We start from the raw sequence: 20087 nt of genomic DNA on the forward strand, positions 1-20087 counted from the left end.
TTTATAAAGACGCAAAAGTTGTGCAAAGGGTTGCCTAAGGGTGAAAAAAATTATTTTTTTCTTTCAATAACATAGTTTACCATTAACTCTAGGGACTTTTTATAATCAGACTCTGGATAATGTTGAAGTAGTTGTAATGCCTCTTTTTGAAAGCTTTTCATTTTTGAAACCGCATAATCAAGACCACCATGTTGCTTGACAAATTCAATAACTTGATTTACTCTTTTTTTGTCCTTGTTGTGATTTTTAATGGAATTGATAATCCAGTTTTTATCTTTTTTAGAGCAATTATTAAGCACATGTATTAAAGGCAAAGTCATTTTTTGCTCTTTAATATCTATACCAGTTGGTTTTCCAATACGTTGGGTACCGTAATCAAATAAATCGTCTTTAATTTGAAATGCCATTCCTATGAGTTCTCCAAACTTACGCATGCTTTCTACCTCAACCGAGTTGGGTTTGACAGAAGCAGCACCTAAGCTACAACAAGCTGCAATTAGTGTAGCTGTTTTTTGGCGAATGATATCATAATATACGTCTTCTGTTATATCTAATTTTCTAGCTTTTTCTATTTGAAGTAATTCGCCTTCGCTCATTTCTCTTACAGCTATTGAAATGATTTTTAGTAGATCAAAATCGTTATTATCAATTGATAATAACAGACCTTTAGATAGTAAAAAATCGCCAATTAAAACTGCTATTTTGTTTTTCCATAAGGCATTAATAGAGAAAAACCCTCGACGTTTATTACTATCGTCCACCACATCGTCATGAACAAGGGTTGCAGTATGTATTAATTCTATAACAGAAGCACCACGATAGGTACGCTCGCTAACCTCTCCATTAGATACCATTTTAGCCACCAAAAACACAAACATAGGTCGCATTTGTTTTCCTTTACGGTTAACAATGTAATAGGTAATTCTATTTAAAAGAGCAACTTTAGAAGACATGGACAACCTAAATTTTTGCTCAAAAAGTTCCATTTCGTAAGCAATAGGTTGTTTTATTTGTTCTGTTATTTTCAAATTAATTGATTAATTTTTTAGGAAATGTAAAAATACGAATTACAAAAGACGTTTAACCGAAAAAAATAGACTTTTATCTATCTAAAAACCAGTAGTTAACAAAAAGTTAGTACATTAATATGCTATTAATTTTAAAAAACCCTCACTTTATGAAAAAAATTACTTTTTTACTTTTAACAATTTTTGCATTTATATTTAATGCTCAAGCACAAAATACTTGTGCAACTGCTGTTACAGCAATTATTGGAACCAACACTGTCACTACTATCGATGGTGCAGCTCCTACAGACATTTGTGGTTCTCCAAATGGCACAGGACAAACAGCTGGAGAGTGGTTTGTTTTTACTCCTGCATCAGATGGTGCTGTAACATTATCAACCAATCTTCCTGCAAATGATGGTATCACAAATAGTAATGACACAAGAGTTATTATATACGATGGTACATGTTCTGCATTAACGTGTGTTGCAGAAAATGATGATATAAGTGGTGCTAACTATTTATCTGAAGTAACTTTCTCGGCAACTGGTGGCACTACGTATTATATAGTATTTGATGATAGGTGGTCTAATTTAGGTTTTGATTTTACTATTGCATTTGAATCTTGCTCTAGTGCTATTAATTTTAGTATTACAGATTTTACTACTACAACTTGTGATACAGCATGGGATAACACTGGAAATTTTGAAATTGAATACGGGTTATATCCTTATACTCAAGGTTCTGGAGGGACCTCTTTAACCCTTACTGGAGTGAATAATTATCAATTTACAAGTTTAAGTCCAGGAAAATCATATAACGTTTTTATAAGACAAGATTGTGGTGGTTCTTTTTCTACTTGGGAAGAGCATTTTATTGGCACCTCACCAGATACAGTAAACACCTTTCCTTTTTCTGAAAATTTAGAACCAGATGCAGACCAAGCTCTATTATTGAATCTAGGATTGTCTTTTGCAGGTTCTGGATCTTGGAGTTTTATAATTGATGATACAACAGATGGTGATACAACAAACGATTATGCGTTTGATGGTACTGCATCTATATTTTCTAATAATACTTTCACCAATAGTGATGCTGATGCAATAGTGTTTATTGGACCGTTTACACTAAACACTTCAAACCAATATACCTTTAGCTTTCAGCAAAGAAATTTTGCAGCTTCTAGTCCTACAAGACCTAATAAAGATATAGAATTATTGGCAGCGCCTACTAATGATGGTACTGGTACTACTGTAATTGCTACATTTGATGATATGGACAATACAACTTACCAGTTAAGAAGTGGAACTTTTACACCTAGTACCACTGGAGATTATTATTTTGGCATTAGAGATAAATCATCTTTTTTAGCTACTGCTACTGCAGCAAATATAGTTTTTGCAGATGCTTTAAGTGTGTCAAGTATGACTTTAAGTACTGATGAATTTAATGCTAACTCTATTTCTCATTTTTATAATTCAGATTTAAACACTTTAAATCTTGAATCTTCTTCAAAACCTTTGACAAGTATTGAAATATATTCTGCTTTAGGACAAGATGTTTTAAATAAAACTTTAAATAGTCAAACTGCTAATATTGACGTTTCTAATTTTAGTGATGGAATCTATCTAGCTAAAGTTTATGTTAATGGGCAATCTAAAACTATAAAGTTTGTTAAGCATTAGATTATTAAACACATTATTTATATAAATTTAAAAAAGCGACCAAAAGGTCGCTTTTTTATTTAGCACATATTTCTACTTATCCTTTATTGGCTAACTGTCCGCAAGCTGCATCAATATCTTTTCCTCTACTACGTCGAACGGTTACAGTAATATTGTTAGCTTCCAGCACTTGTTGATACATGTCGATTGCTTCAGATTTAGCTTGTTGAAACTGTCCATCGTCAATAGGGTTATATTCAATAAGATTGACCTTACTAGGTGCAAATTTGCAAAATTGCACTAAGGCATCAACATCTTTACGTTTGTCATTTATACCTTCCCAGACAACATACTCGTACGTTATTCTATTTTTAGTTTTTTCGTACCAGTAGACTAATGCTTCACGTAATGATGCTAAAGGAAATGTTGCATTAAAAGGCATGATGGACGTTCTAACCTCATCTATTGCAGAATGCAACGATACTGCTAATTTAAACTTTACGTTATCATCTGCCATTTTTTTAATCATCTTTGGAACGCCTGAAGTAGAGACCACAATACGTTTAGGTGACATACCTAACCCTTCTGGTGAGGTAATTTTGTCTATAGCTTTTAGTACGTTATTGTAATTCATAAGTGGTTCTCCCATACCCATAAACACAATATTACTTAATGGTCTATCAAAATATAGTCTACTTTCTCTATCTATTGCGACAACTTGATCGTAAATCTCATCTGGATTTAAATTACGCATACGTTTTAATCGTGCTGTTGCGCAAAATTTACAATCTAGACTACAACCTACTTGACTAGACACACAAGCTGTTGTTCTGGTTTTTGTTGGAATTAAAACGGACTCGACAATTAAATCGTCATGTAATCGTACCGCATTTTTTACAGTACCATCACTACTACGTTGCATGACATCTACTTTAATGTGGTTTATCACAAAATTGTCCTCTAGCATTTGACGTGTCTCTTTAGAGATATTAGTCATATCATCAAAAGTATGTGCACCTTTATTCCATAACCACTCATAGACTTGATTACCTCTAAAGGCTTTATCACCTTCTTTTTCAAAAAAGTCTCTAAGTTGTTCTTTGGTTAATGCTCGTATGTCTTTTTTCTTAATGTCCATTTGGTGCAAAAATAGTGAAAAATCCTCCCTTAATCCTTCCAAAGAAGGGAAACTATTACTAATAAAATGATTAAACTAAAGCTATAATTTTAGCCAGAACCTTCGGTTAGTGCACTTCGACAAGCTCAGTGTGACACATTAGCGATTGAGGTATTTGTCGAAGCTCTTTTTGTGTTGTTGCGTATATGCAACACAAAAAAGCGACTACCGAAAGCGCGACCCTTGGGTAATGCCATAAAAAAAGCCTCTATAAAAGAGGCTTAAAAATATGTATTAATGGTATTAGATAATTAACATGGCATCACCATAGCTGTAAAATTTGTACTTTTCTTTTACTGCTTCTTCGTATGCTTTTTTAATAAAATCGTGTCCTGCAAATGCTGAAACCATCATTAATAACGTTGATTTTGGTGTATGAAAGTTAGTAATCATTGCATTGGCAATACTAAAGTCATAAGGAGGGAAAATAAATTTATTGGTCCAACCTTCTATTTCGTTTAATGTTCCGCTTGATGATACAGAGCTTTCTATAGCACGCATTGCTGTAGTACCTACTGCGCAAATACGACGCTTTTCTTTTTGCGCGTTGTTTATAGTTTCTACAGCTTTAGCTTCAATTTTAAGCTCTTCGCTATCCATTTTATGCTTTGATAAATCTTCTACTTCTACTGGGTTAAAAGTTCCTAATCCTACGTGAAGTGTTACTTCAGCAAAATCTACACCTTTAATTTCTAAACGCTTTAAAAGGTGTTTAGAAAAGTGTAATCCTGCGGTTGGTGCTGCTACTGCACCTTCGTTTTTAGCATATATAGTTTGGTAACGCTCTTCATCTTCTGGCTCTACCTCTCTTTTAATGTATTTTGGTAAAGGTGTTTCTCCTAACTCTTGTAATTTAATTCTAAATTCTTGGTAAGACCCATCATAAAGAAAACGTAAGGTACGTCCTCTGGAAGTTGTGTTGTCTATAACTTCTGCTACTAGAGTTTCGTCTTCTCCAAAATATAGTTTGTTACCAATACGTATTTTACGCGCTGGATCTACTAACACATCCCAAAGACGTTGTTCTTGATTTAATTCTCTTAATAAAAACACTTCTATTCTTGCTCCTGTTTTTTCTTTGTTTCCAAATAAACGTGCTGGGAATACTTTAGTATTATTAAGTATCATCACATCTTTCTCATCAAAATAATCGATGATGTCCTTAAACATTTTGTGTTCTATGGTTTGCTCTTTGCGGTTTAATACCATTAAACGAGACTCGTCTCTGTTTTCTGCTGGATATTCTGCTAAAAGCTCTTCTGGTAAATCAAAATTAAAGTGTGATAATTTCATGTGTGTTTATTATATGTTTTAATTGTCACGTGTAACATCCTTATTAAGAATGTTTCATTTGTATAAATACTTGTTTTATTAACAAAGTTGCAAATATACAATCTGGAGATAGGCGTTGTCAAGTAAATGAGCAATTATTATTTTTAAATACTGAATTTAAACCCTAATTGGTCCAAATCGTCCCAAAACGTTGGGTACGATTTAGATACCACTTTATAATCTTGAATAGTAATGGGCACTTTTAATGCTAATGGTGCAAACGCCATAGCCATTCTGTGGTCATTGTAAGTTTTAATAGTCACATTTTGGTTGATATTATCTGAGGCTTCAAGTGTTAGACTATTATCTGTTATTGTGACTGTTCCTCCTAATTTTTCAATTTCGGTTTTAAGTGCGACTAAACGGTCTGTTTCTTTAATTTTTAAAGTATGTAAGCCTGTTAAATGACACTTTAAACCTAAAGCAAACGAAGTTACAGCTATAGTTTGTGCTATATCTGGTGCATTTGCTAAATCAAAATTGATTACAGTATTTGGGGATGTATTGTTATTTTTTTGAAGTAGAATTGTATCCTTTTCAAAAGTTGTAGACACATCAAATGCTTTGTATAAATCTGCTAAAACAGAATCACCTTGTAGGCTATTGTTTTTGTAAGAGGATAATTTTATTTGTGTTCCAACTTCTGACAATGCAATTATACTGTAAAAGTATGATGCAGATGACCAATCAGACTCTACTGTTAATTGCTGGTTGCTTGCTTTTAATGGTTGGTTGTTTGGAAAAACGGTTATAAGATTATCTTTAAATGTTGTTTTGACACCAATGTCTTCCAATAAGCTAAGCGTCATTTTTATATAAGGTACAGAAGTTATTTTACCTTCCAATGTCAATTCTAGACCATTTTTAAGTTTTGAGGCTATTAATAGTAATGCCGAAATATATTGGCTACTCACATTAGCTTTTAGGGTGACTTTATGTTTAGTTAGTGTTTTTCCATTAATTAGTAATGGTGGAAACCCTTTGTTTTCTTTATAGGTAATATCTGCACCTAATTGGTTTAAAGCGTCAACTAAAATAGCTATTGGGCGCTCTTTCATACGTTGCGATCCTGTTAACTCAATGGATCTTCCTTCTTGAGTTGAAAAAAACGCAGTTAAAAACCGCATTGCAGTTCCTGCGTGGTGGATGTCTATAACATTACTTTTAGATGCTAATGCTTTAGTCATTAGCACAGAATCGTCGCTATTAGACAAATTTTTAATGCTAATTTCTGGAAATAAGGCTTGTAATAATAACAATCTGTTAGACTCGCTTTTAGATCCAGTTATTTGGATAGCCGATTGTTTATTTATAATTGATTTTTGGAGGTGTAGTTTCATTTAAAAGACGTTTCGACTGCGCTCAACGTGACATAAAGGGTTATTTAAGTTTTTGATTGTTTTGGTGTCTGTCGTGATCGCGTTTAGTTTTTATATCTAACTTTTTATCAAACGCTTCTTGTAAATCAATTCCTGTTTGATTAGCTAAACATAACACTACAAATATAACATCTGCCAGCTCTTCGCCTAAATCTTTATTTTTATCTGATTCTTTCTCGCTTTGCTCGCCATAACGTCTTGCAATAATACGAGCAACTTCACCAACTTCTTCTGTAAGTTGTGCCATATTTGTTAGCTCGTTAAAATAACGAACACCATGGTTTTTTATCCAATTGTCAACGTCTAGTTGTGCATTTTTAATGTCCATAATTTAAACTTTTTTAAGCACTATTTTTTCCGTGTTTTTTTCGACCATCATTTGATAAAACTTTTTAAAGTTTTGATAATCTGCTGGCATAATTATAGTGTTATTAATGTTTAAATTTACTATTAATTGAATATTATTTCCTGTTTGTTTAATTAAATATGAAAAACTGGCAGAACCGTTATTAAAATCTAATGCTGTATTTTCTGGGATAGTTTCTACTTGATAACCCTCTGGAATAGCAACAACAACAGTGTGTTTATCTGCAATTGGGCAAATAAAATCTATGGGGTAATTTCTGGATTCTTGTGTAAACGGATTTTCTTCTTGACCTAAAAACACTAGTGGAGAAATATAAATATTATCACCTATTTTTTCGGCTGAAGTCTCAAAAACATAATCATAAGATTGCGATATTGGCTTAGTTACTAGTTTAGCATTTTTTACTTCTAAGTTGTTTACGGTAAGTCCAGGATTGTCTTTCTCTATATTAAGAACTAAATTATCATTGGATTTGTTGGCATTACTATTTCTGTATCTGTAAGCTTGATAATTAGTTAATACCCTTCTGGTTTTACCTTCTGCAGATAGGTCATCATTTAATTTTACATTGGCAAATACAATCTCTTTTGACACTATATTAGGATTAAGGTTGACCCAAGTTGAGCTACCATCTTCACGTATTAAACGTCCTTGCCAATTAATTGCTGTTAATGGTAAAATGTTAGGTTTAGAATATTGTTGTGTTGCATCTAATAACACTAATTTACCTTCTTGTTCTACTGCACAGATTACATAATTAAATCCTGATCGTGTTGGAAAAAACGGAACACCATTATCTCTAGTACTAACTAAAACTGGATTAGCATTAATATTTGCATGTCTTAGCATAGCTGTTAGCATTAAATTTATATCACCAACATTACCTACGCCTTCATTGTACGCCTTTTTAACACCATTTTCTGTTGTAAAACCTAGATAATCATTCCATTTAACTTTGCTTTTAACATGGTCTAAAATGAGTTGTGTTTTTTCTGCACTACTACTAGCATTAGTTACTAAAGCATCAACATCCTCTTCAAAATAATTTTTCTTGTTTAGTTGTCCACCAAAATCGTCACTTTCATATATGGTCTCAGTTACTTTATCCCAAGTAGTTGAATAGTTTTTAACCTCCATATTTGGTCCTTTGTAAAAAGCATATTCAAAAGCTATAGTTGCTCTGTAGTTATCTATGTTACCTGTAAAGGGTTCTTCTACCAATGCTGGAATATTATTTTCTAAAATTGTTACTACGTTTTCTGTAAAATCGAATTTAGAGGTATTAACCGAACTAGTATTATATGAACCACCTATTCCTAATCCACCACCTCTGTTTGAATTTCTCTCTCTTGAACTAACCTGTTCAATTCTATTTTTTTTTGACTCAGTAATATTAGGTATAAATGAGGATCTAGGATTAACTACTTTGTTGTAATTAAAATACTCTGGTGTTACAATCTCTACTTCTAAAACATTTATTGGTATATCATATTGTAAAATAACATCGTCAATACCTAATGAAGGTGATTTAATGGTATATTCAAATTCTACTATACACCCTTCATCTAATGAAGGCATTGTAAACGTTGATGTGCTCCAATATTTATTAGTTTTTTCATTAAAAACACTTTCACTTTTAAGTTTAGTCTTTTCTATTTTACCATTTACTAGTTTGTATGTATAACCTTTAAGACCCATAATTTTTTCACTATTAGAATTATTTTCATCGTATAATCCTACTTTTTTTGTAGCCCAGTTGTAACCCTCTTTATTGTAAATTTTTATACGTTCGTGCACCTTAGTTTCTTGTGTAAATCCTTCACTATTGGAAAAAGGAAAGGTTGTACGTTGTTTTTTAAATAAAACAACTGCGTTAACCTCTGGGTTTTCTGGATGTACTTTTTCTTCTAATTCTTTTTTACTGACTTTTCCAAACTTAAAATCTTGTGCATTTGAAACAATAGTAATTAGTGCAAACGTTAATAGTAATAGTGATTTTTTCATAAAAATTAATTGGTTATTTGTAATACAATTTTAGACTTGTCATGCTTGACCACATCAAGTCTAAATTTTCTAAAATCTTTATAGTCTTCTTTTGAAAACTGTCCTTTATTGATTATTATTTTTCGGTAAAACTCTAAGGTGTTGTCGTCTACTTTTTTTATTGTAAAGTGGTATTCTCCAAATTTGTTTTTAATAACAACATCGTCCTGCAACGCTTCTACTTTAACATTGTCAGGCAGTATGATTTTATATTGGTCAATGTCTATAAATCCTCTATCAATTTCAAAAGGTAGTTTTCTGTTTGGATATCTTGGTGGTGCTTTAGTAAATTTGTTAAACACATTAGGCTGAAATAATAATCTTTTACCTGCTTTAGTCGCATATCCGTCTGACTTAAGCTCTAATTGTTCTTCAAATACTATTGCTTCTTTGTCATTAACAAAGCTCATATTATCTATTTTAAGACTATTTATATCTGAAAAATAATCTTTGTAGTATAGCTTGTTTTCTTTTTCTGTTTGAGTTTCAAATCTACTGTACTTGCCATATTGCGTTCCTTTAGATTTAATGTTTAATTGTGCGGTAAATCCTCCTGAAGCGTTTAAATGTATTGTGGCTTCACTGTTTTGGGTGTTTTCTTCTTTGGTGTATACTTTTGTATGTATAATTTCACCACCAGTTGGTGTTACAATTAGCACATCTCTATCATCAGTAAAATTGGCATTGTAACCAAAAGGTGTGGTCTGATTAGTGCATTCTAGTGTGATATAATTTTCATTATCTGGAATAGTCAAAATAGCATGATTACCTTGTAATGAAGAGAAGGTTGGATCGATATCATTTATATCATATCCACCAAATACAATAGTGTAATACGATTTTACACCAACCTCATCCAATAACGCTTTGGTGTAATTGGACAACCCTTTACAATCTCCATATCCTAACCTGTCTACATCACTTGCAAACATTGGTTTCCAACCACCAATCCCAACTTGCACGCTGATATAACGAGTTTTGTTTTGCATGTAGTTATAAACAATTTTTGCCTTTTCTAAGTCTGTTTTAGCGTCACTAGTTAAAGCTTTAATTTCTGTTTTCACGGTTTCTGGAAGTGATTGGGTACCATCAATTAGTTTATCACTCATCCATTTACCTAACGAATTCCAATTGGTGTTTTCACCCTCTACGCCAAGCATATTAAATTGTTTGAGTGCAAATTTTACTGATGGTGCAAAATTTGTGAAAGACGGACTATAAGCTTCTCTTTTTATAGCTTTTAAATTATGAGCTTCAAATTGAAAATCTGTAGGGTCTTCAATATTGTATTCCTCTAAGTTATTAGCCTTATAAACTAATTCTATATCTGTTTGATTTTGAATGCGGTATGAGGCATGCTCTACACTAACATAGTAATTATCAATAGGAAACCACTGTGGTATAAATGCTGTATTTGTAGAAATAGTTTCTAAATTAAAAACCACTGTGTAAGGGTAAGAATTTGGAGTGTGGTCTAGATATTTTGCTCTGTTATCATTAAAAATAGAAACTCCATCTGCAACACTAACGTCTAAGAAATCTCTTTTTTTATAGGTTTTGATTTCTTTTCCAAAAGCATTGTAAATTTCTGCTTCAAGTGTTTTAATGGATTTTGAATCATCATAATATACTACAGCTCCTATGTGTCTTTGACCTGATTCATTGTAAACGGTAACGACTCGTTTTTCTTTAAAAATTAATTGATCTTTAGCTTCTATTACAATATCTATTGTGCTAGATCTTATAACAGCATTAGCATTTTCTTTTAAATCTGAATCAATTAAGATGGATTGAAAATTGTCCTGAGCAAGTAGGTTTGGCGATAGAAAAAGTATAAGAATTATACTTTTTAAGTGTGTTTTTATTGACATTAAATTTAATTAAAATCTAATATAAAAAAATTGTTGGAAAAGTAAAAAGTGTTTTTTTAATTATTGTTAATTACTCTTTATTTTTAGAATCTATTATAATGGTTACAGGTCCATCATTTAATAATTCCACTTTCATATCTGCACCAAACTCTCCTGTTTGTATGGATTTACCTGTAACGGTTTCAAACTGGGATACAAATTGATGGTATAGTGGGATTGCCACATTGGGTTTGGCAGCTTTTATGTAACTAGGTCTGTTTCCTTTTTTTGTGCTTGCATGTAACGTAAATTGACTAACCACAATAACGTCTCCATTTATATCAATAAGTGATTGATTCATGACCTGATTGTCGTCATTAAAAATTCGACAATTAGCTATTTTATTGACTAGCCAATTAATGTCTTCTGTGGTGTCCTGGTCTACAATCCCTAATAATACTAACAATCCGTTTTTGATGTTAGCAACTACCTTTTGGTCAATAGTAACACTAGCTTTTGAGACCCTTTGAATAACTGCTTTCATTTATTCTTGATTCCAATTATCTGTTCTGTAATGCTCTTCGTCTCCTTCAATAATTTGCACATAGCTTCTGTATCTTGATGCTGCTATTTCATCATTTTCCAATGCTTCTTTAACTGCACATTTAGGCTCTTCTATATGCAAGCAATTATTAAATTTACAGTCTTGTTTTAGCTTAAAAAATTCTGGAAAATAATCGCTTATTTCTTCTTTTTCCATATCGACCACTCCAAATCCTTTTATTCCAGGAGTGTCAATAATTTTAGCGTCAAAACTTAAATCAAACATCTCTGCAAATGTTGTGGTATGTTGACCTTGCATGTGTTGCATAGATATTTCTTTGGTTTTTAAATCTAAGCTTGGCTCTATAGCATTTACCAATGTAGATTTTCCGACACCAGAATGTCCAGTAAACATACTTACTTTACCTTCCATTAACGATTTAACTTTATCAATATTTTTCCCTGTTATTGCAGAGATACCAATACATTCATAACCTATTTGACGATACACATGAGCCAAATACCTAACCTCGTCTAAGGTGTCGTTATCGTAGGTATCTATTTTATTAAACAACAAAATTGCTTTAATATCATAGGCTTCTGCTGTAACCAAAAACCGATCTATAAAACTGGTAAATGTAGGAGGATTATCTATGGTCACTAACAAAAACACTTGGTCTATATTAGAGGCAATAATATGAGTTTGTTTAGACAGATTAACAGACTTACGGACAATGTAATTTTGTCTGTCATGAATTTTATTAATAACACCAGTTTCTTGATCTGATTTGGTATCCAATTCAAACTCAACAAAATCTCCAACAGCAATTGGATTGGTGCTTTTAATATCTTTTAGTCTAAATTTTCCTTTTATTCTGCACTCGTAAGTTTGACCTAATTCGGTCTTTACGGTGTACCAGCTTCCTGTAGATTTATAAACGCGTCCTGTCATTAATTTAAATAAGCTACAAAATAACGATTTTTTAAACAAAGTAAATTGTTAACTTAGTAACTTAATTTAAAATTTTTATAATGAAAAAAAACTATTTAATTTTTGCTTTAGCCATAGCTGGCTTTATTTCTTTCTCATTTATTAACAAACCTGCAGAAAGTGCTCCTGTTGAGTACAAGGTGGTTACTGTTGTAGAATCTATTGTACCTAATGGATTGGGACGTTCTAGAATGATATCTGCTACAGAAGATAAAGACTACAAAGAATTTACAACCTTAAGATCTGATGATAAAGATAAAGACGAAAAAAATAAATCTAAAAGAGATGAGCTTAGAATTAAAAATTACGAAGAAACTAAACTTTTAAATTTTTATAACCTAGGTGGAATTAGATTTCAAAACATTGCAACTAATGATGCTATTATGACTTCTAAAATAAATACTATGATTGCTGAAGGTTGGGAATTGGCTTTTATCAATACAGGAGTAGAAAGTGAAGGTGGAAAAGGTGACGGAAAGGGTATATACATTACTAGATATACATTTAAACGATAACTAAACTCAAAAAAAAGCCACTTTAAAAAAGTGGCTTTTTTTATATTAGCTTTTTAATATTTTTTCTTGATGATTAATCGATTCTTGGTGAATAGCTTTAAAAAGTTTTAAAATAAACTCTTCGCTTAATCCTTTTTGCTCACCTTCTAAGACCATTTTTCCTAAAATCTCATTCCAACGTTTGCTTTGTAAAACTGCTACGTTTTTTTGCTTTTTTAATGCACCAATTCCGTCTGCAACTTTCATACGTTTTCCTAACAATTCGATAACTTGATTATCTACCACATCTATTTGCGCTCTTAAATTAGCCAACTCGTTATTGTACTCTGCTTCAGGATCTGTTTCTTTTCTAATCTTTAAATCCTTCATCATTTGTATTAAAGCTGTAGGAGTTACTTGTTGTGCAGCATCACTCCACGCATTGTCAGGATCTGTATGCGTCTCAATCATTAATCCATCAAAGTTTAAATCTAATGCAGTTTGTGACACATCAAAAACCATATCTCGTTTTCCTGTAATGTGTGATGGGTCATTAATTAAAGGTAAATCTGGAAATCTATTTTGAAACTCGATTGCTAGTTGCCACTCTGGTATATTTCTATATTTAGATTTCTCGTAAGTAGAAAATCCTCTGTGGATGGCTCCTAAGTTTTTAATTCCAGCAGTATATAAACGCTCTATACCACCTAACCATAATGCTAAATCTGGATTAACAGGGTTTTTAACCAAAACAATTTTATCTGTTCCTGCTAATGCATCTGCTAGCTCTTGCATGATAAACGGGCTAACCGTTGAGCGTGCACCTATCCAAAGTAAATCCACATCGTTTTCTAATGCTAACTTAACATGTGCAGTATTTGCAACTTCTGTACAGGTTTTCATACCTGTTTCTTCTTTTACTTTTTTAAGCCATTTTAATCCTAAAGCACCAACACCTTCAAAATTTCCTGGTCTGGTACGTGGTTTCCATATTCCAGCTCTGTAATAACTAACGTCTGTATCTTTAAGCTCGTGAGCAATTTTTAATACTTGTTCTTCAGTCTCTGCACTACATGGTCCTGCAATTACCAATGGATGGTCCAACTTCATGTCATCCAACCAGTTTCTCATTTCTTTTTTGTTTTCCATTTTATTTTTGTTTAATTCTCTGTAAGGTCTCGACTGTGCTCGACCAGTCAGTTTTCTGTTATTGTATTCCGTTTAATATTTGTTTGATGTAATTCGTGTCTTTCATTTCGTTATACACGCCTTCAAAATCGTCGTTTTCTATAAGCGTTTTAAAATGAGTTAAATTGGCTATATAATCTTCCAAAGTGTCTACCACATTGGCTTTATTTTGTTTAAAAATAGGTGTCCACATGGCTGGACTACTTTTTGCTAATCTTACTGTGCTTTCAAAACCTGAACCTGCCATATCAAAAATATCGCGTTCGTTTTTTTCTTTAGCTATTACTGTTTTACCTAACATAAATGCGCTAATGTGTGATAAATGCGATACATAAGCAATGTGTTTGTCATGAGATTCTGGATTCATGTAACGCATACGCATTCCTAAATCGTTAAACAGATTGACTGCTTTTTCTTGCAATTTGAAGGCTGTTTTTTCTACTTCGCAAATAATATTTGTTTTATGCTGAAACAAATCTTTGACTGCTGCTTTTGGTCCAGAAAACTCGGTTCCAGCAATGGGATGCATTGCTAAAAAATTACGACGTTTTGGATGGTTTTCTACCACTTTGCAAATATCTACTTTGGTTGACCCAACATCTGCTACTAAAGCAAAGTCTGTAATAGTATCTAAAATTTTAGGTAACAATTGTACTGAAGCATCTACAGGAATGGCTAATACCACTAAATCTGCTTGATCTAAATCTTCTAAAGTTGCTTTTTGGTCAATGACACCTAATTCTAGTGCTTGATTTAAATGGTCTTGAGAATTATCTATACCAAATACCTTGACTCCTGGACGTTTATTTTTGATGTCTAAAGCCAAACTTCCGCCAATTAATCCAACACCTATGATGTATATATTTTGTATCATACTCTTGCTATTGCTTCTTCAATATCTTCATCAGATGCACATAATGAAAACCTTACATAACCTTCACCTTGTGTTCCAAATATAATTCCTGGTGTTATAAACACGCTTTTTTCTATTAATAATGTATCTATAAAAGCTTCTGAAGTCACTCCTTCTGGTGCTTTTGCCCATACAAATAATCCTGATGCCTCTTTACTAAATGTACAATTTAATTTGGTGGCTAATTGCCATACTAATTGTCTTCTTTTTTCATAAATACTATTAAGGCTAGAGTACCATAATTTAGTACATTTTAAAGCAGCAATTGCTCCTTTTTGTAACCCGTAAAACATTCCAGAATCCATGTTGCTTTTTACTTTTAAAATGGCTTGAATATGTTGACTACTTCCTAAAACCATACCTACTCGCCATCCTGCCATATTAAAAGTTTTGCTTAACGAGTTAAGCTCTAAACAAACCTCTTTAGCTCCTTTTACGCTTAAAATACTTAAAGGCGTTTCATTTAAGATAAAGCTATACGGATTATCATTTACCAACAATATATTGTGCTTTTTTGCAAATGCTACCAACTGCTCTAAATCTGCTCTTGTTGCTTTGGCACCAGTTGGCATATGCGGATAACTAATCCACATAAGTTTGACGTTGCTTAAATCTTGTTGTTCTAGCTCTGCTATATTAGGCAACCAATTATTACTGCTGTCTAAATTATAAGTTATAGGATTAGCTTGCACTAATTTAGTGACTGCTGCATAAGTTGGGTAGCCAGGATTTGGGATTAACACACCATCTCCTTGATTTAAAAAAGCTAACGATATATGCATGATACCTTCTTTACTTCCCATTAAAGGTAACACCTCTGCATCTGGATTGATGTGTGTGTAATAGTGCGCTTTATAAAAATCTGCAATTGCTTGACGCAGTTCTGGCAAGCCTTGATAGCTTTGGTATTTATGCGCTGTTGGATGTGTTAAGCTGTCCGTTAAGGCTTTAACCACCTGACTTGGTGGTGGTAAATCTGGACTACCTATTCCTAAGTTAATAATAGGTTTACCTGCTGCTTGTAAAGCATGGACTTCTTTTAACTTTTTAGAAAAGTAATATTCTTGTACGCTATGTAATCTGTCTGCTACCTCCATTATAGTTTAGCATTTTTATATTCTCCAATCACTTTAAAATGGGTTGCCATAATATCCATAATGGATTTTGCTTTTTTAAAATCTTGGTAGTCCTGAAACGTGACATCTACAAAAAAAGCGTATTTCCAAGGGGTTTCAATAATTGGCAAGGATTGTATTTTGGTTAGATTTAGCTTACAGTCACTCATCACATTTAATATGGTGGCTAAGCTTCCTCTTTTATGGTCTAATTCAAATTTTATCGAGGCTTTGTTAATGTCCTGTTCTGGTATTTCAGAATTTTTCTGTTTAACAATAACAAAACGTGTCTCGTTATGTTTTATAGTTTGTATGCTTTCTGCTAAAATAGTCAGCTCAAAAATCTCTGCAGCTAATGTACTAGCAATTGCTGCTACGTTTGGTAACTGGTTGTTTTTAATACGTTCTGCAACCTCAGCAGTATCTTTATCTTCAATTAATTTGATGTGTGGATATTGCTTAAAAAAGTCTTTACATTGTAACAACGCCATAGGATGTGAGTAGACTTCTTTAATATCTTTTATACTTTGATTTGGCAACGCCATTAAGTTGTGCTGAATATCTAAATAATACTCTCCAACAATGTGTAAATTATTGTTATCAATTAGCGCATAATTAGGTATGATTGAACCAGCTATCGAGTTTTCTATAGCCACAATTGCTGCGTCAGATTGTTTAGACAGGACACTGTCTATAGTTTGGTCAAAGGACAAAAACGGAAACACCTTTATGTCTGTCTCAAAATAATGTTGAGACACAATATGGTGAAACGACCCTTTAATACCTTGTATGGCTACTGATGTTATCAATGGTTAACTTTAAAATTTTTATAAAAAAAAGTCTCGATAATTATCGAGACTTTTTAAATACATATATTGTTAAATTACATACATAACGTCTCGCTCTTTTTGCTAAAAAAGAAATAGAACCAGTTATAATATGTAGTGTTAAAATTGCTCATATTTGAAATACTGATGCTAAAGTAAATAATAAATTGACAAATCAAAATACTAAGTCTCTATTTTTGTGGTTTTTAATAAAGAATTAAAGATTTACCATTAAACTATGGAATAAATTACAGAATGTCTATTTTTGAATACAAATTTTATCCATGTCAATTAAAGTTGAAAATATCACGAAAGTTTATGGCCAGCAAAAGGCTTTAAACAATATTTCTTTTGAAATTAGCAGACCAGAAATTGTTGGTTTTTTAGGCCCAAATGGTGCTGGAAAATCGACGATGATGAAAATTTTAACCACTTACATCCAACCTACAGAAGGACAAGCCCAAGTTAATGGACATGATATTTTAACACAAACCCAAAAGGTCCAACAAAGTGTAGGGTATTTACCAGAGCATAACCCGTTATATTTAGAGCAATACGTTAGAGAATATTTAGCCTTTAATGCTAGTGTCTATAAAGTAGATAAAGCTAGAGTTGAAGAGGTAATTACATTAACAGGTTTAACACCAGAAGCCCATAAAACTATAGGTCAACTCTCTAAGGGTTACCGTCAACGTGTTGGGTTAGCCAATGCCTTATTGCATGATCCAGAAGTTTTAATTCTGGACGAGCCTACTACAGGTTTAGACCCAAACCAATTAATAGACATTAGACAGTTAATTAAAAACTTAGGCAAAGACAAAACCGTGTTTTTATCCACACACATCATGCAAGAGGTAGAAGCCATGTGCGATCGTGTTATTATTATTAATAAAGGCGAAATTGTAGCCAATAAAAAACTACAAGAACTACGCGACGGTCAAGAACAAATTGTTATTGTCGAGTTTGATTACCGAGTTGAAGATGCTTTTTTACTAAAGTTACCACACGTTAAAAGCGTTAAAAACACACACGATTTTATTTACGAAATCACCTTTTCTACCACAGAAGACATGCGTAGTCATGTGTTTGATTTTGCTCATGATAACGAGTTGAAAATCTTACAACTGAACCAGAAAAATGCGAGTTTGGAAAGTTTGTTTAGAGAATTAACAGCTTAATTATTATATTTAATTACTGTAATTGATGCATCCTTAAGTTATAGGATGACAGTAATTAAAATAACTATAACCAGAATTATTTTCGGGATATGGTTAATAAAAAGTTGTTTTATAACGAGTTGTGTATAATTATGAAAAAACTGAAGAATACATATTTGATAATATTTTGCAGTCTTATGACTTGCGGAATTAATGCGCAATCGGAAAAAGATTCAACCGAATTGAAAAAACCGATTTTTACTCATACGGTAAAAGTTGAGTTTAAATCTGATTTTAATATTGAAGGTGCTAAAAAAGCTATTAAGGAAGAAAATATTCGGATTTTATTTCCAGGTGGCTTTGGTGGAATGCCTGATTTCGACAATGAAATAGATATTGCTTTTCAAAAGAAATATTCGGTCGAATTCTTTAGTCAAGGTTGTATTAGAATGGGAGAAGATGAAAACGAAGAGGAATATAACCAAACCATTTTTACTTATTTGGATAAAAAGTACGGTAAAAAATGGCGTAATGAAATCAGAGATGGCGCAATCGGAATGAACTAACTATACACAACAACGTTGTGCATAATATAAACCTACTGCTATGAAGAATAAATTGATTTTTATTTTGTCCCTTTTTTCACTTCTATTAATAAGCTGTGAAAAAGAACCAATTCCTGCAAATATTGAGACATTGGTATATGGTAAAATTTATGATTCAACGAACGATATACCAATAGTAAATGAAAAAATAAAGATAGGCGAATACAAAACTATAGGAGTGCCTTCTGGAATCAGTTATATTTTTCAAGGATTTGTTGATTCAACAACAACTGACATAAATGGAGAATATAGTTTACCATTTAATACAACTGGAAATGGCAATCTATATCAAATACAACTTGATTTCAACGAACAAGTACATATACCTAATTTAACGGAATCTATTCAAGAAGAAAATATTGGAACCCAAAAAGAACAAAATTTTGAAGCTTTAAGACTTTATCCAATAGATTTAAGAATTATTACTTCTGATGAAATAAATCAAGAAATACACATACATAAGCAACATCCTTCGAGACAAATTGACCCAATACCAGCATTAAATCAAAATTCTGTTAGAAGAATTTGGGTCGATAAAAATGTAGAGAATGAAATTAATTTTCAAATTCTTACTACGAGTCCATATTTGAATCATTCTATCACAATTCCACTAAATAATACGTCGGAATTATATGAATATCAAGTAGAAATAAGTTCAACTGATTTTCAATAAATACTATGCACAACAACGAGTATAATTAATTGCTTTGGTCGTTGCTTATTTGGAAAATTCCTTCGGAATTTTCTCGCGTTCGTTTTTGTTTACTAAATTAGTTGCTTAAACACGCAACTAACCATACACAAACACGTTGTAAACAATTATGAACGAACACGAAGATTACTTCCGAATTTCGAAAAATGGACACGTTCATACTTTAAGTGACCGAATTCCATTTAAGTGGAAAGAACTAATTGTATGGACTTCAGCTTCATTCCTACTGTTGATTTGGTTACTCGGAATTGGAATCGGAATTTTTGTGGCGATTTTGACTTTAATTGGATACATTCTTTATCGATTTGCATCGTGGATTTATTATTCGGAATTAAAAATTGACGCGAAAAGTGGAAAAATAATTCGACTGAAAAAAATACTTGACCGAACTCAAAAAACGGAATTGATAACCGAAAAATTTGACCCAAACCGATTTGAATACTCGGAATTGACTCGTAGCGGAAAAACGAAATTCTTAATGAATTATCGGACACATAAAAACAACGAATTATTAATAATAAAAAATAAAACGGACAAGGAACTGATTGAGAAATACATTTCTAAAAAAATAACTGTCTTGTAAATGCTGTATTTCAGAATTGTATTTTTCGTTTTATTTCTATTAGAGTTAAGGTTTTTAAATTTTAAGTACAAACGAGACAAATATATTTGGATTGGGATAGTTTTGATATTCAGCTACATTGGCTATTTTTTCTTTTTAAT

19 protein-coding genes are annotated in these 20087 nt (G+C 32.2%); 6 read left to right on the plus strand and 13 right to left on the minus strand.

The genetic code is table 11. The features are described 5' to 3' along the window. Positions 1–50 precede the first annotated feature (50 nt). Positions 51–1028, minus strand: coding sequence for a polyprenyl synthetase family protein (locus tag LY08_RS08400; protein ID WP_111660010.1), 978 nt, complete (start codon positions 1026–1028; stop codon positions 51–53). 149 nt (positions 1029–1177) lie between these two features. Here LY08_RS08400 and LY08_RS08405 point away from each other — a divergent pair, with 149 nt between their 5' ends. Next, on the plus strand, positions 1178–2692 hold the full coding sequence (locus LY08_RS08405; RefSeq protein WP_158526729.1) for a T9SS type A sorting domain-containing protein: 1515 nt from the start codon (positions 1178–1180) through the stop codon (positions 2690–2692). A gap of 76 nt (positions 2693–2768) precedes the next feature. On the opposite strand, the gene rlmN is transcribed toward LY08_RS08405, so the two are convergent. The 8 genes from rlmN to rsgA form a co-directional block, all read right to left on the minus strand. Further along, positions 2769–3809: a 23S rRNA (adenine(2503)-C(2))-methyltransferase RlmN gene (gene rlmN, locus LY08_RS08410; protein WP_111660012.1), complete on the minus strand. Its 1041-nt coding sequence runs from the start codon at positions 3807–3809 to the stop codon at positions 2769–2771. Positions 3810–4091: 282 nt separating this feature from the next. After that, positions 4092–5141: a tRNA preQ1(34) S-adenosylmethionine ribosyltransferase-isomerase QueA gene (gene queA, locus LY08_RS08415; protein WP_111660013.1), complete on the minus strand. Its 1050-nt coding sequence runs from the start codon at positions 5139–5141 to the stop codon at positions 4092–4094. Positions 5142–5284: 143 nt separating this feature from the next. Beyond that, positions 5285–6520: a 3-phosphoshikimate 1-carboxyvinyltransferase gene (locus LY08_RS08420; protein ID WP_111660014.1), complete on the minus strand. Its 1236-nt coding sequence runs from the start codon at positions 6518–6520 to the stop codon at positions 5285–5287. A gap of 40 nt (positions 6521–6560) precedes the next feature. Further along, complete coding sequence (locus tag LY08_RS08425) at positions 6561–6887, minus strand: nucleotide pyrophosphohydrolase (RefSeq protein WP_111660015.1); 327 nt, start codon at positions 6885–6887, stop codon at positions 6561–6563. A gap of 3 nt (positions 6888–6890) precedes the next feature. Beyond that, entirely contained in the window at positions 6891–8930 is a 2040-nt protein-coding gene (locus tag LY08_RS08430) for a DUF3858 domain-containing protein (protein ID WP_111660016.1), read from the minus strand. A 5-nt stretch (positions 8931–8935) separates the two neighbouring features. Beyond that, positions 8936–10840: a DUF3857 domain-containing protein gene (locus LY08_RS08435; RefSeq protein WP_111660017.1), complete on the minus strand. Its 1905-nt coding sequence runs from the start codon at positions 10838–10840 to the stop codon at positions 8936–8938. A 70-nt stretch (positions 10841–10910) separates the two neighbouring features. Beyond that, positions 10911–11363 carry a D-aminoacyl-tRNA deacylase gene (gene dtd / locus LY08_RS08440; protein WP_111660018.1) on the minus strand — a complete coding sequence of 151 codons (453 nt, stop codon included), beginning with the start codon at positions 11361–11363 and terminating at the stop codon, positions 10911–10913. Next, positions 11364–12314, minus strand: coding sequence for a ribosome small subunit-dependent GTPase A (gene rsgA / locus LY08_RS08445; RefSeq protein WP_111660019.1), 951 nt, complete (start codon positions 12312–12314; stop codon positions 11364–11366). A gap of 80 nt (positions 12315–12394) precedes the next feature. On the opposite strand from rsgA, the gene LY08_RS08450 reads away from it, so the two are divergent. Continuing rightward, complete coding sequence (locus tag LY08_RS08450) at positions 12395–12868, plus strand: hypothetical protein (RefSeq protein WP_111660020.1); 474 nt, start codon at positions 12395–12397, stop codon at positions 12866–12868. A 45-nt stretch (positions 12869–12913) separates the two neighbouring features. Here LY08_RS08450 and LY08_RS08455 read toward each other — a convergent pair whose 3' ends face one another. The 4 genes from LY08_RS08455 to LY08_RS08470 are packed head-to-tail and all read right to left on the minus strand — an operon-like array spanning position 12914 to position 16872. After that, positions 12914–13996, minus strand: coding sequence for a bifunctional 3-deoxy-7-phosphoheptulonate synthase/chorismate mutase type II (locus tag LY08_RS08455; protein WP_111660021.1), 1083 nt, complete (start codon positions 13994–13996; stop codon positions 12914–12916). A gap of 58 nt (positions 13997–14054) precedes the next feature. Beyond that, positions 14055–14909 carry a prephenate dehydrogenase gene (locus LY08_RS08460; RefSeq protein ID WP_211305924.1) on the minus strand — a complete coding sequence of 285 codons (855 nt, stop codon included), beginning with the start codon at positions 14907–14909 and terminating at the stop codon, positions 14055–14057. Beyond that, a complete protein-coding gene (locus LY08_RS08465) occupies positions 14906–16048 on the minus strand; it encodes a pyridoxal phosphate-dependent aminotransferase (RefSeq protein WP_111660022.1) in 1143 nt (380 codons plus the stop codon). The genes LY08_RS08460 and LY08_RS08465 overlap by 4 nt, the downstream gene beginning before the upstream one ends. Continuing rightward, on the minus strand, positions 16045–16872 hold the full coding sequence (locus LY08_RS08470) for a prephenate dehydratase (RefSeq protein WP_111660023.1): 828 nt from the start codon (positions 16870–16872) through the stop codon (positions 16045–16047). The genes LY08_RS08465 and LY08_RS08470 overlap by 4 nt, the downstream gene beginning before the upstream one ends. Before the next feature lie 302 nt (positions 16873–17174). Between LY08_RS08470 and gldA the strand changes: the two genes are divergently transcribed. The 4 genes from gldA to LY08_RS08490 all read left to right on the plus strand — a co-directional run bounded on the left by gldA (position 17175) and on the right by LY08_RS08490 (position 19947). After that, positions 17175–18068 (plus strand): gliding motility-associated ABC transporter ATP-binding subunit GldA, encoded by an 894-nt coding sequence (gldA, locus tag LY08_RS08475; protein WP_111660024.1) that lies wholly within the window; start codon positions 17175–17177, stop codon positions 18066–18068. A gap of 131 nt (positions 18069–18199) precedes the next feature. Next, positions 18200–18613 carry an FEKKY domain-containing protein gene (locus tag LY08_RS08480; RefSeq protein WP_111660025.1) on the plus strand — a complete coding sequence of 138 codons (414 nt, stop codon included), beginning with the start codon at positions 18200–18202 and terminating at the stop codon, positions 18611–18613. A gap of 40 nt (positions 18614–18653) precedes the next feature. Continuing rightward, positions 18654–19325 carry a hypothetical protein gene (locus LY08_RS08485; protein ID WP_111660026.1) on the plus strand — a complete coding sequence of 224 codons (672 nt, stop codon included), beginning with the start codon at positions 18654–18656 and terminating at the stop codon, positions 19323–19325. A gap of 148 nt (positions 19326–19473) precedes the next feature. Continuing rightward, the gene (locus LY08_RS08490) at positions 19474–19947 is read left to right on the plus strand and encodes a hypothetical protein (RefSeq protein ID WP_111660027.1); all 474 of its coding nucleotides are present in this window, start codon (positions 19474–19476) and stop codon (positions 19945–19947) included. Positions 19948–20087: the final 140 nt, after the last annotated feature.

This window comes from Olleya aquimaris (genome assembly GCF_003259525.1).
Taxonomy (GTDB): Bacteria; Bacteroidota; Bacteroidia; order Flavobacteriales; family Flavobacteriaceae; genus Olleya; species Olleya aquimaris.

Bases quoted from the DNA above. Each gene is read 5' to 3' on its own strand.
- LY08_RS08420 (WP_111660014.1), bottom strand. From the start codon at position 6,520: ATGAAACTACACCTCCAAAAATCAATTATAAATAAACAATCGGCTATC.
- LY08_RS08490 (WP_111660027.1), top strand. From the start codon at position 19,474: ATGAACGAACACGAAGATTACTTCCGAATTTCGAAAAATGGACACGTT.
- LY08_RS08435 (WP_111660017.1), bottom strand. From the start codon at position 10,840: ATGTCAATAAAAACACACTTAAAAAGTATAATTCTTATACTTTTTCTA.
- queA (WP_111660013.1), bottom strand. From the start codon at position 5,141: ATGAAATTATCACACTTTAATTTTGATTTACCAGAAGAGCTTTTAGCA.
- LY08_RS08430 (WP_111660016.1), bottom strand. From the start codon at position 8,930: ATGAAAAAATCACTATTACTATTAACGTTTGCACTAATTACTATTGTT.
- rlmN (WP_111660012.1), bottom strand. From the start codon at position 3,809: ATGGACATTAAGAAAAAAGACATACGAGCATTAACCAAAGAACAACTT.
- dtd (WP_111660018.1), bottom strand. From the start codon at position 11,363: ATGAAAGCAGTTATTCAAAGGGTCTCAAAAGCTAGTGTTACTATTGAC.
- rsgA (WP_111660019.1), bottom strand. From the start codon at position 12,314: ATGACAGGACGCGTTTATAAATCTACAGGAAGCTGGTACACCGTAAAG.
- LY08_RS08460 (WP_211305924.1), bottom strand. From the start codon at position 14,909: ATGATACAAAATATATACATCATAGGTGTTGGATTAATTGGCGGAAGT.
- LY08_RS08485 (WP_111660026.1), top strand. From the start codon at position 18,654: ATGAAGAATAAATTGATTTTTATTTTGTCCCTTTTTTCACTTCTATTA.
- LY08_RS08450 (WP_111660020.1), top strand. From the start codon at position 12,395: ATGAAAAAAAACTATTTAATTTTTGCTTTAGCCATAGCTGGCTTTATT.
- LY08_RS08405 (WP_158526729.1), top strand. From the start codon at position 1,178: ATGAAAAAAATTACTTTTTTACTTTTAACAATTTTTGCATTTATATTT.
- LY08_RS08455 (WP_111660021.1), bottom strand. From the start codon at position 13,996: ATGGAAAACAAAAAAGAAATGAGAAACTGGTTGGATGACATGAAGTTG.
- LY08_RS08480 (WP_111660025.1), top strand. From the start codon at position 18,200: ATGAAAAAACTGAAGAATACATATTTGATAATATTTTGCAGTCTTATG.
- LY08_RS08425 (WP_111660015.1), bottom strand. From the start codon at position 6,887: ATGGACATTAAAAATGCACAACTAGACGTTGACAATTGGATAAAAAAC.
- gldA (WP_111660024.1), top strand. From the start codon at position 17,175: ATGTCAATTAAAGTTGAAAATATCACGAAAGTTTATGGCCAGCAAAAG.